Annotated in this window: 9 protein-coding genes; all 9 read left to right on the top strand. The window is 61.7% G+C overall.

The window, feature by feature from the left end; genetic code table 11:
* The first annotated feature begins 3 nt into the window (after positions 1–3).
* The 9 genes from murD to lpxC all read left to right on the top strand — a co-directional run bounded on the left by murD (position 4) and on the right by lpxC (position 10,469).
* Positions 4–1,350 (top strand): UDP-N-acetylmuramoyl-L-alanine--D-glutamate ligase, encoded by a 1,347-nt coding sequence (murD, locus tag PSH76_RS22865; RefSeq protein WP_305492981.1) that lies wholly within the window; start codon positions 4–6, stop codon positions 1,348–1,350.
* A complete protein-coding gene (gene ftsW / locus PSH76_RS22860) occupies positions 1,347–2,570 on the top strand; it encodes a putative lipid II flippase FtsW (protein WP_003188673.1) in 1,224 nt (407 codons plus the stop codon). The genes murD and ftsW overlap by 4 nt, the downstream gene beginning before the upstream one ends.
* Positions 2,560–3,630, top strand: coding sequence for an undecaprenyldiphospho-muramoylpentapeptide beta-N-acetylglucosaminyltransferase (gene murG, locus PSH76_RS22855; RefSeq protein WP_032893519.1), 1,071 nt, complete (start codon positions 2,560–2,562; stop codon positions 3,628–3,630). Before ftsW ends, murG begins: the two co-directional genes overlap by 11 nt.
* Positions 3,623–5,068, top strand: a complete 1,446-nt coding sequence (gene murC, locus PSH76_RS22850) for a UDP-N-acetylmuramate--L-alanine ligase (RefSeq protein ID WP_020301253.1) — start codon at positions 3,623–3,625, stop codon at positions 5,066–5,068. Before murG ends, murC begins: the two co-directional genes overlap by 8 nt.
* Positions 5,065–6,021, top strand: a complete 957-nt coding sequence (locus tag PSH76_RS22845; protein WP_014716974.1) for a D-alanine--D-alanine ligase — start codon at positions 5,065–5,067, stop codon at positions 6,019–6,021. The genes murC and PSH76_RS22845 overlap by 4 nt, the downstream gene beginning before the upstream one ends.
* A gap of 4 nt (positions 6,022–6,025) precedes the next feature.
* Positions 6,026–6,895 (top strand): cell division protein FtsQ/DivIB, encoded by an 870-nt coding sequence (locus tag PSH76_RS22840; RefSeq protein WP_032893516.1) that lies wholly within the window; start codon positions 6,026–6,028, stop codon positions 6,893–6,895.
* Positions 6,896–6,910: 15 nt separating this feature from the next.
* A complete protein-coding gene (gene ftsA / locus PSH76_RS22835; protein ID WP_003188682.1) occupies positions 6,911–8,173 on the top strand; it encodes a cell division protein FtsA in 1,263 nt (420 codons plus the stop codon).
* 75 nt (positions 8,174–8,248) lie between these two features.
* Positions 8,249–9,445 (top strand): cell division protein FtsZ, encoded by a 1,197-nt coding sequence (gene ftsZ, locus PSH76_RS22830; RefSeq protein WP_003188685.1) that lies wholly within the window; start codon positions 8,249–8,251, stop codon positions 9,443–9,445.
* A gap of 112 nt (positions 9,446–9,557) precedes the next feature.
* Positions 9,558–10,469, top strand: a complete 912-nt coding sequence (lpxC, locus tag PSH76_RS22825) for a UDP-3-O-acyl-N-acetylglucosamine deacetylase (protein ID WP_003171886.1) — start codon at positions 9,558–9,560, stop codon at positions 10,467–10,469.
* The last annotated feature ends 38 nt before the right edge of the window (positions 10,470–10,507 follow it).

Raw genomic sequence — 10,507 nt, 5'->3', positions numbered from 1 at the left:
CGAGTGTCCCTGATCGCTTCAGACCACTTCCGCATCGTTGTCGGCCTCGGCAAGAGCGGCATGTCCCTGGTTCGCTTCCTGGCGAACCGGGGCACGTCGTTTGCCGTGGCCGATACGCGGGAAAATCCACCGGAGCTGGTCACGCTGCGCCGTGACTACCCGCACGTGGAAGTGCGTTGTGGCGAGCTGGATGTCGAGTTTCTGTGCCGTGCCGATGAGCTCTACGTGAGCCCGGGCCTGGCTTTGGCGACACCGGCCCTGCAAGCGGCGGCGGCCCGTGGCGTGAAGCTGTCTGGCGATATCGACCTGTTCGCGCGCAACGCGAAGGCGCCGATCGTGGCCATCAGCGGTTCCAACGCGAAAAGCACTGTCACCACCCTGGTGGGCGAGATGGCGGCGGCGGCGGGCAAGCGTGTGGCCGTCGGCGGCAATCTTGGCGTGCCGGCGCTCGACCTGCTCAGCGACGACGTCGAGCTGTACGTGATGGAATTGTCGAGCTTCCAGCTGGAAACCACCCACGACCTGGGCGCCGAAGTGGCGACAGTATTGAACGTCAGCGAAGACCATATGGACCGCTACAGCGGCCTGCCGGCTTATCACCTGGCCAAGCACCGGATCTTCCGTGGCGCCAAGCAATTTGTAGTCAACCGCCAGGATGCCCTGAGCCGTCCGCTGATGGGCGAGGGCATGCCCTGCTGGACTTTCGGCCTGGGCAAACCGGACTTCAAAGGCTTCGGCATTCGTGAAGAGAACGGCGAGAAGTACCTGGCGTTCGAATTCCAGAACCTGATGCCGGTACGCGAACTGAAGATCCGTGGCGCACACAACCAGTCCAATGCCCTGGCGGCCTTGGCGCTCGGTCACGCGGTTGGCCTGCCATTCGACGCCATGCTTGCCAGCCTGCGCACCTTTGCCGGGCTTGAGCATCGCTGCCAGTGGGTGCGCGACCTCAATAGCGTCAGCTATTACAACGACTCCAAAGCCACCAACGTCGGTGCTGCCCTGGCGGCCATCGAAGGCCTAGGTGCCGATATCGACGGCAAGCTGGTGCTGATCGCCGGTGGCGATGGCAAGGGCGCCGACTTCAAGGACCTTAAAGCGCCAGTGGCCGCCCATTGCCGTGCCGTGGTGCTGATGGGCCGCGATTCGGACCTGATCGCCGCCGCCCTCGGTGACGCTGTACCGCAAGTACGCGCAGCTTCCCTGGACGATGCGATTGCCCAGTGCAAAGCCCTGGCTCAGCCCGGCGATGCGGTGTTGCTGTCGCCCGCGTGCGCCAGCTTCGACATGTTCAAGAACTATGAAGAGCGCGGCCACCTGTTCGCCCGCGCCGTGGAGGCTTTGGCATGAGCCTCAACCTGAGAAACATCATCAAGCCATACCCGTCGCCGATCATTACCGGGCGCGGCATTGACCTTGATTTCCCTATGCTCGCCGGTTGCCTGGCGCTGCTCGGCCTGGGGCTGGTGATGATCACTTCGGCGTCCTCCGAAGTGGCTGCCGTGCAGTCGGGTAACACCCTGTACATGATGATCCGCCACTTGGTGTACCTGGTGATCGGCCTGGGCGCCTGCATCGTCACCATGATGATCCCGATTGCCACCTGGCAGCGTCTGGGGTGGCTGATGCTGATCGGTGCGTTCGGCTTGCTGGTGATGGTGATCGTGCCGGGCATTGGCCGCGAGGTGAACGGTTCGATGCGCTGGATCGGCTTCGGCGCGTTCAACGTGCAGCCTTCGGAAATCGCCAAGGTGTTCGTGGTGATCTACCTCGCCGGTTACCTGGTGCGCCGTCAGAAAGAAGTACGCGAAAGCTGGATGGGCTTCTTCAAGCCGTTCATCGTGCTGCTGCCCATGGCTGGCCTGTTGCTGATGGAGCCCGACTTCGGGGCCACGGTGGTGATGATGGGCGCCGCCGCCGCGATGCTATTCCTGGGAGGGGTCGGGCTGTTCCGCTTCACCTTGATGGTGGTGCTGGCGGTCGCGGCGGTGACCATCCTGGTGCAGGCGCAGCCCTACCGGATGGCGCGTTTGATCACCTTTACCGACCCCTGGTCCGACCAGTTCGGCTCCGGCTACCAGTTGACCCAGGCGCTGATCGCCTTCGGTCGCGGCGAGTGGCTGGGCGTGGGCCTGGGCAACAGTGTGCAAAAGCAGTTTTATCTGCCGGAAGCCCACACCGACTTCGTGTTCTCGGTATTGGCCGAGGAGCTGGGTGTGGTGGGTTCGCTGTGCACCGTGGCACTGTTTGTATTCGTTTGCGTGCGCGCCATGTACATCGGCTTGTGGGCCGAGAAGGCCAAGCAGTTCTTCGCTGCCTACGTGGCTTATGGGTTGGCCTTCCTGTGGATCGGCCAGTTCCTGATCAACATCGGCGTGAACGTCGGCCTGTTGCCGACCAAGGGCCTGACCTTGCCGTTCCTCAGTTACGGCGGCAGTTCGTTGGTGATTTGCTGCGCCTGTCTCGGCTTGTTGCTGCGTATCGAGTGGGAGAGCCGTACCCATTTGGGCAGCGAAGAGATGGAGTTCAGCGAGAGCGACTTCGCCGAGGAGCCGACCCATGGGCGCTAACGTGCTGATCATGGCAGGCGGCACCGGGGGCCACGTGTTCCCGGCCCTGGCTTGCGCCCGTGAATTCCAGAACCGTGGCTACAGCGTGCACTGGCTGGGTACACCCCGTGGCATCGAAAACGAATTGGTGCCCAATGCCGGTTTGCCGCTGCATTTGATCAACGTCACCGGGCTGCGCGGCAAGAGCAAGTTGTCATTGCTCAAGGCGCCGTTCGTGTTGCTCAAGGCGGTCATGCAGGCGCGCAAGATCATTCGCGAGCTCAAGCCAGTGTGTGTGCTCGGCTTTGGCGGTTATGTGACCGGCCCCGGTGGCGTCGCGGCGAAACTCGCGGGCGTGCCGGTGATCGTTCACGAACAGAATGCCGTCGCCGGTACCGCCAACCGCCTGCTGGTGCCATTGGCCGCGCGGGTGTGTGAAGCCTTCCCGAAAACCTTCGCCGCCTCCGACAAGCTGCGCACCACCGGCAACCCGGTGCGTACCGAACTGTTCATGGCCATTGCGCGTGACGCGCTGGCGGGGCGCAAGGCTCACCTGCTGATCCTGGGCGGAAGCCTGGGCGCGGAGCCACTGAATAAATTGCTGCCTGAAGCCGTTGCGCAACTTCCTGAGGATGTGCGCCCGGAGATCTTCCACCAGGCCGGCAAGAACCACGATGAAGTCACCGCCGCGCGTTATCGCGAGGCCGGTGTAGAGGCCAATGTACAGCCCTTCATCAAAGACATGGCCCAAGCCTATGGCTGGGCCGACCTGGTGGTCTGCCGCGCTGGTGCGCTGACCGTCAGTGAACTGGCGGCCGCCGGTCTGCCGTCCTTGCTGGTGCCTTTGCCCCACGCTATCGACGATCACCAGACCCGCAACGCCGAATATTTGGCCGGGGAGGGCGCTGCCTTCCTGCTGCCGCAAAGAACGACTGGCGCCGCCGATTTGGCCGCTCGCCTGACCGAGGTTTTGATGCAACCGGAACGACTCAACAGCATGGCGAGCACCGCAAGCCGCCTGGCCAAACCTGACGCAACCCGCACCGTGGTCGATATCTGCCTGGAGGTGGCCCATGGTTGAGAATCAGAAAGCCATGCCGCAACCCGAGATGCGCCGCATCCGTCGTATTCACTTCGTCGGTATCGGTGGCGTGGGCATGTGCGGGATTGCCGAAGTGTTGCTGAACCTGGGCTACCAGGTGTCCGGCTCGGACTTGAAAGAGTCGCCGGTCACCGAGCGCCTGAAGTCCTTCGGCGCGCAGATCTTTATCGGCCACCGTGCCGAGAACGCCGCCGAGGCCGATGTGCTGGTGGTGTCCAGCGCCGTGAACACCTCCAACCCGGAAGTGGCCACCGCCCTTGAGCGCCGTATCCCTGTGGTGCCGCGTGCCGAGATGCTCGCCGAGCTGATGCGCTATCGCCACGGCATCGCCGTCGCCGGTACCCATGGCAAGACCACCACCACCAGCCTGATCGCCTCGGTGTTCGCCGCCGGTGGCCTGGACCCGACCTTCGTCATCGGTGGCCGCCTGAATGCAGCTGGCACCAATGCCCAGCTCGGCACCAGCCGCTACCTGATCGCCGAAGCCGATGAAAGTGATGCGAGCTTCCTGCACCTGCAACCGCTGGTCGCCGTCGTCACCAACATCGACGAAGACCATATGGCCACCTACGACGGCGACTTCAACAAGTTGAAGAAAACCTTCGTCGACTTCCTGCACAACCTGCCGTTTTACGGGTTGGCGGTGGTGTGCCTGGACGACCCGGTGGTGCGTGAAATCCTGCCCCAGGTCAAGCGCCCGACCGTGACCTACGGCTTCAGCGAAGACGCCGACGTGCGCGCAATCAATGTGCGCCAGGAAGGCATGCAAACCTTCTTCACCGTGCTGCGTCCTGATCGCGAGCCGCTGGACGTGTCGGTGAACATGCCGGGCAACCACAACGTGCTGAACTCTTTGGCGACCATCTGCATTGCTACCGATGAAGGCGTCAGCGATGAAGCCATCGTCGAAGGCCTGTCGCGCTTTGCCGGTGTGGGCCGTCGCTTCCAGGTCTACGGCCAACTGCCGGTTGAAGGCGGTGACGTGATGCTGGTTGACGACTACGGTCACCACCCGACCGAAGTTGCGGCTGTGATCAAGGCCGTGCGCGGTGGCTGGCCGGAGCGCCGGCTGGTGATGGTGTACCAGCCGCACCGCTACAGCCGTACCCGCGACTTGTACGACGATTTCGTCAATGTACTGGCCGATGCCAACGTGCTGCTGCTGATGGAAGTCTACCCGGCCGGTGAAGAACCGATCCCGGGCGCTGACAGCCGCAAGCTGTGCAACAGCATCCGCCAGCGCGGCCAGTTGGACCCGATCTACATCGAGCGTGGCGTGGACCTGGCGCCTATCGTCAAGCCGCTGCTGCGTGCCGGCGACATCCTGCTGTGCCAGGGCGCCGGTGATATCGGTGGCCTTGCGCCCAAGTTGCTGGCGAGCCCGCTGTTTGCTGCCGCCAAGGGGAAGTCGAAATGACCACTGACTACGGCTCCCTGTTTTCCACCCTTGCGCCTGCCGACTTCGGTCGCGTGGCCGTGCTGTTCGGCGGCAAGAGCGCCGAGCGCGAAGTGTCGCTCAAGTCCGGCAATGCGGTGCTTGAGGCGCTGCAAAGTGCTGGCGTGAACGCGTTCGGTATCGATGTGGGCGATGATTTCCTTGCCCGCCTGCAGGCCGAGAAGATCGACCGCGCCTTTCTCATTCTTCACGGCCGTGGCGGTGAAGACGGCAGCATGCAGGGCCTGCTCGAATGCGCCGGCATCCCTTACACCGGCAGCGGCATCCTCGCCTCGGCCCTGGCGATGGACAAGTTGCGCACCAAGCAGGTGTGGCACAGCCTGGGCATTCCGACCCCGCGTCACGCCGTATTGTGCAGCGAAGACGATTGTATTTCTGCGGCCAAGGAACTGGGCCTGCCTTTGATCGTCAAACCAGCCCATGAAGGCTCCAGTATCGGCATGGCCAAAGTGAACTCGGCCGCCGAATTGATCGACGCATGGAAAGCGGCAAGTACCTACGATTCGCAAGTGTTGGTGGAACAGTGGATTTCCGGTCCCGAGTACACCATCGCCACCCTGCGTGGCCAGGTATTGCCGCCCATCGCTTTGGGCACGCCCCACACCTTTTATGACTACGACGCCAAGTACCTGGCTTCCGATACTCAGTACCGGATCCCATGCGGCCTCGAAGCAACCAAGGAACAAGAATTGATGGACCTCACGGCGAAAGCCTGTGAGGCGCTGGGTATCGCCGGTTGGGCGCGGGCAGACGTGATGCAGGATGACCAAGGGAATTTCTGGTTCCTTGAAGTCAACACCGCACCGGGCATGACCGACCACAGCCTGGTTCCCATGGCAGCCCGTGCCGCCGGTCTGGATTTCCAGCAGTTAGTGCTGGCGATCCTGGCCGACAGCATTGAGCCAAGAGGCTAAACACATGAACGGCGCATCGCTTCGTCATCAGCCCCCACAAGCACCGAGCCGCAAGCCGGTGCCACGGGGTGCAAGCCGAATGGTGGCTAAAGAGCCGATGTCTTCGCGCCTGCCAAAAGCCAACTTTGGTTTTATCAAGGCGCTGTTCTGGCCGGTGCTGCTGGTGGTGTTGGGCTTTGGTACGTACGAAGGCGCGCAGCGCCTGTTGCCGTATGCCGACCGGCCGATCACCAAGATCAGTGTGCAGGGCGACCTGAGCTACATCAGCCAGCAAGCGGTACAGCAGCGCATCGGCCCATACCTGGCGGCGAGCTTCTTTACCATCGACCTGGCGGGCATGCGCTCGGAGCTGGAACAGATGCCATGGATCGCCCATGCCGAAGTTCGCCGTGTATGGCCGGACCAGGTGACGATCCGCCTGGAAGAACAACTGCCCGTGGCCCGTTGGGGCGATGAAGCGCTGTTGAACAACCAGGGCCAGGCGTTCACCCCGCGTGAGCTGGCCAACTATGAACACCTGCCGCAGCTGTTCGGGCCGCAGCGGGCGCAGCAGCAAGTGATGCAGCAGTACCAGGCCTTGAGCCAGATGCTGCGGCCATTGGGCTTCTCCATTGCACGCCTGGAATTGCGTGAGCGGGGCAGTTGGTTTTTGACGACCGGGGCAGGCAGTTCCGGCCCGGGCATCGAGTTGTTGCTGGGACGCGACCGCTTGGTGGAAAAGATGCGCCGCTTTATTGCCATCTATGAAAAAACCTTGAAAGAACAGATTACGAACATTGCGAGCGTCGACCTGCGTTACGCCAACGGCCTGGCCGTCGGCTGGCGTACACCGGCTGCGCCCACGGCAGCACAACCCGCTGTCGCGAAGAATTAAGAAGAGGCAGGACCCATGGCAAACGTGCAAAGCGGCAAAATGATCGTCGGTCTCGATATCGGCACCTCCAAGGTGGTGGCGCTGGTGGGCGAGGTCGGGGAAGACGGCGCGATCGAAATCGTCGGTATTGGCACGCATCCGTCCCGGGGCCTGAAGAAGGGCGTGGTGGTGAACATCGAGTCCACCGTGCAATCGATCCAGCGCGCTATCGAAGAAGCGCAGCTGATGGCCGGTTGCCGGATTCACTCGGCGTTCGTCGGCGTGGCCGGCAACCACATCCGCAGCCTGAACTCCCACGGCATCGTGGCGATCCGCGACCGTGAAGTCAGCTCGGCCGACCTTGAGCGCGTGCTCGACGCTGCCCAGGCCGTGGCGATCCCAGCGGACCAGCGCGTGCTGCACACCCTGCCGCAGGACTACGTGATCGACAACCAGGAAGGCGTTCGCGAGCCCCTGGGCATGTCGGGCGTGCGTCTGGAAGCCAAGGTTCACGTGGTGACCTGCGCCGTCAACGCTGCACAGAACATTGAAAAATGCGTGCGTCGCTGCGGCCTGGAAATCGATGACATCATTCTCGAGCAGTTGGCCTCGGCCTACTCGGTACTCACCGACGACGAAAAAGAGCTGGGCGTGTGCCTGGTGGACATCGGCGGCGGCACCACCGACATCGCGATCTTCACCGAGGGTGCGATCCGTCACACCGCGGTGATCCCGATTGCCGGCGACCAGGTCACCAACGACATCGCCATGGCGCTGCGCACACCGACCCAGTACGCCGAAGAAATCAAGATCCGCTACGCCTGCGCCCTGGCCAAGCTGGCCGGTGCCGGCGAGACCATCAAGGTGCCAAGCGTGGGTGATCGTCCACCCCGCGAGCTGTCGCGCCAGGCCCTGGCCGAAGTGGTCGAGCCACGCTACGACGAGCTGTTCACCCTGATCCAGGCTGAACTGCGCCGCAGCGGCTACGAAGATTTGATCCCGGCCGGCATCGTGCTGACCGGTGGCACCTCGAAGATGGAAGGCGCGGTCGAGTTGGCCGAAGAGATCTTCCACATGCCGGTGCGCCTGGGCGTGCCCCATGGCGTGAAGGGCCTGGGCGACGTGGTGCGCAACCCGATTTATTCCACCGGTGTGGGCTTGCTGTTATACGGGCTGCAAAAGCAGACCGACGGCATTTCCCTGTCGGGCCCCAGCATCCGTGACAGCTACCGCAGCGATGACGAAGCGAAAGCACCGTTGTTCGAGCGGCTGCAGGCTTGGGTAAAAGGCAATTTCTAAAGATTTACCGCGACACCGCAACACCCGCAACAAGCAGTAGGCGAAAAAACTAGAGAAAATGAAAGGAGAGGGAACATGTTCGAACTCGTAGACAATATCCCCGCTAGCCCGGTTATCAAAGTAATCGGTGTCGGCGGTGGCGGCGGCAACGCTGTCAACCACATGGTCAAGAGCAACATTGAAGGCGTTGAGTTCATCTGCGCCAACACTGATGCCCAGGCGCTCAAAAGCATCGGCGCGCGGACCATCCTGCAATTGGGCACCGCGGTGACCAAAGGCCTCGGCGCTGGCGCCAATCCGGAAGTCGGCCGTCAAGCCGCCCTGGAAGACCGCGAGCGTATTGCCGAAGTGCTGCAAGGCACCAACATGGTGTTCATCACCACCGGCATGGGCGGCGGTACCGGTACCGGTGCTGCACCGATCATTGCCGAAGTGGCCAAGGAAATGGGGATTCTGACCGTTGCTGTCGTGACGCGTCCGTTCCCGTTCGAAGGCCGCAAGCGCATGCAGATCGCCGACGAAGGTATCCGTCTGCTGTCTGAAAGCGTCGACTCGTTGATCACCATCCCCAACGAGAAGCTGCTGACCATCCTGGGCAAGGATGCCAGCCTGCTGTCCGCCTTCGCCAAGGCTGACGATGTACTGGCCGGTGCCGTTCGCGGTATCTCCGACATCATCAAGCGCCCAGGCATGATCAACGTCGACTTTGCCGACGTACGTACGGTCATGAGCGAAATGGGCATGGCGATGATGGGCACTGGCTGCGCCAGCGGTCCGAACCGTGCGCGCGAAGCCACCGAAGCGGCCATCCGCAACCCGTTGCTCGAAGACGTGAACCTGCAAGGTGCACGCGGCATTCTGGTGAACATCACCGCAGGTCCCGACCTGTCCCTGGGTGAGTACTCCGACGTGGGTAGCATCATCGAAGCCTTCGCTTCCGAGCACGCCATGGTCAAAGTCGGTACCGTTATCGATCCAGACATGCGCGATGAGCTGCATGTAACCGTGGTCGCTACCGGCCTGGGTGCGAAAATCGAGAAGCCTGTGAAGGTCATCGACAACACCCTGCACACCAGCCAGGCCAGCCAGGCAGCTGCCGCTCCAGCCCCTGCTCGCCAGGAACTGCCGTCGGTGAACTACCGTGACCTGGACCGTCCGACCGTGATGCGCAACCAGGCTCAGGCCGGTGCTGCGGCGTCCCGTAGCCCGAATCCGCAAGATGACCTGGACTACTTGGACATCCCGGCATTCCTGCGTCGTCAGGCCGATTAATGGAATGTATCAGGGCTATGAAGGTGATTGGTGTTCAGCAAAGGTCTGGTCTGCTATTATCGCCAGCCTTTGTTGATACCAGTTCGCAATTTGCGCTGAAGCGGTCCAAGCCATGATTAAACAACGCACCCTGAAGAATATTATTCGTGCCACAGGTGTAGGTCTGCACTCCGGGGAGAAGGTATACCTGACCCTCAAGCCTGCACCTGTCGACACCGGCATCGTGTTTGTGCGTGCCGACCTGGACCCTGTGGTGCAGATTCCTGCTCGCGCGGAAAACGTTGGCGAAACCACTATGTCGACCACATTGGTCAACGGTGACGTCAAAGTGGACACGGTGGAGCACTTGCTCTCGGCCATGGCTGGCCTGGGCATCGATAACGCCTACGTCGAGCTCTCCGCGTCCGAAGTCCCGATCATGGATGGCAGCGCTGGCCCCTTCGTATTCTTGATTCAATCTGCCGGCCTGGAAGAACAGGACGCAGCCAAGAAGTTCATTCGCATTCTGCGGGAAGTGACAGTAGAAGACGGCGACAAGCGCGCCACCTTCGTCCCGTTCGAAGGCTTTAAAGTGAGCTTTGAGATCGATTTCGATCACCCGGTATTCCGTGACCGCACCCAAAGTGCAAGCGTGGATTTTTCCAGCACTTCGTTCGTAAAAGAAGTCAGCCGCGCCCGTACCTTTGGTTTCATGAGTGACATCGAGTACCTGCGCAAGCACAACCTCGCACTCGGCGGCAGCGTGGAAAACGCCATCGTGGTCGACGCGGATGGTGTACTGAACGAAGACGGCCTTCGCTATGAAGACGAATTCGTGAAGCACAAGATCCTCGATGCAATCGGTGACCTCTACCTGCTGGGCAATAGCCTGATAGGCGAGTTCAAAGGCTTCAAGTCGGGCCACGCCCTTAACAACCAGCTGCTGCGCAAGTTGATTGAGCAGACAGACGCTTGGGAAGTCGTGACCTTCGAAGATGCCAGCACCGCACCGATCTCTTACATGCGTCCCGTCGCGGCGGTGTAAGTAACAACTCTCTTTCTTTAGTTTTGAAAGGCTGCCTT

The organism is Pseudomonas sp. FP215 (assembly GCF_030687795.1).
GTDB classification, from domain to species: Bacteria; Pseudomonadota; Gammaproteobacteria; order Pseudomonadales; family Pseudomonadaceae; genus Aquipseudomonas; species Aquipseudomonas salmasensis.
The sequence above is the reverse complement of the archived record's forward strand: the minus strand, read 5'-3'. Positions and strand labels throughout refer to the sequence as shown.

Bases quoted from the DNA above. Each gene is read 5' to 3' on its own strand.
- ftsW (WP_003188673.1), top strand. From the start codon at position 1,347: ATGAGCCTCAACCTGAGAAACATCATCAAGCCATACCCGTCGCCGATC.
- murG (WP_032893519.1), top strand. From the start codon at position 2,560: ATGGGCGCTAACGTGCTGATCATGGCAGGCGGCACCGGGGGCCACGTG.
- murC (WP_020301253.1), top strand. From the start codon at position 3,623: ATGGTTGAGAATCAGAAAGCCATGCCGCAACCCGAGATGCGCCGCATC.
- PSH76_RS22845 (WP_014716974.1), top strand. From the start codon at position 5,065: ATGACCACTGACTACGGCTCCCTGTTTTCCACCCTTGCGCCTGCCGAC.
- PSH76_RS22840 (WP_032893516.1), top strand. From the start codon at position 6,026: ATGAACGGCGCATCGCTTCGTCATCAGCCCCCACAAGCACCGAGCCGC.
- ftsA (WP_003188682.1), top strand. From the start codon at position 6,911: ATGGCAAACGTGCAAAGCGGCAAAATGATCGTCGGTCTCGATATCGGC.
- ftsZ (WP_003188685.1), top strand. From the start codon at position 8,249: ATGTTCGAACTCGTAGACAATATCCCCGCTAGCCCGGTTATCAAAGTA.
- lpxC (WP_003171886.1), top strand. From the start codon at position 9,558: ATGATTAAACAACGCACCCTGAAGAATATTATTCGTGCCACAGGTGTA.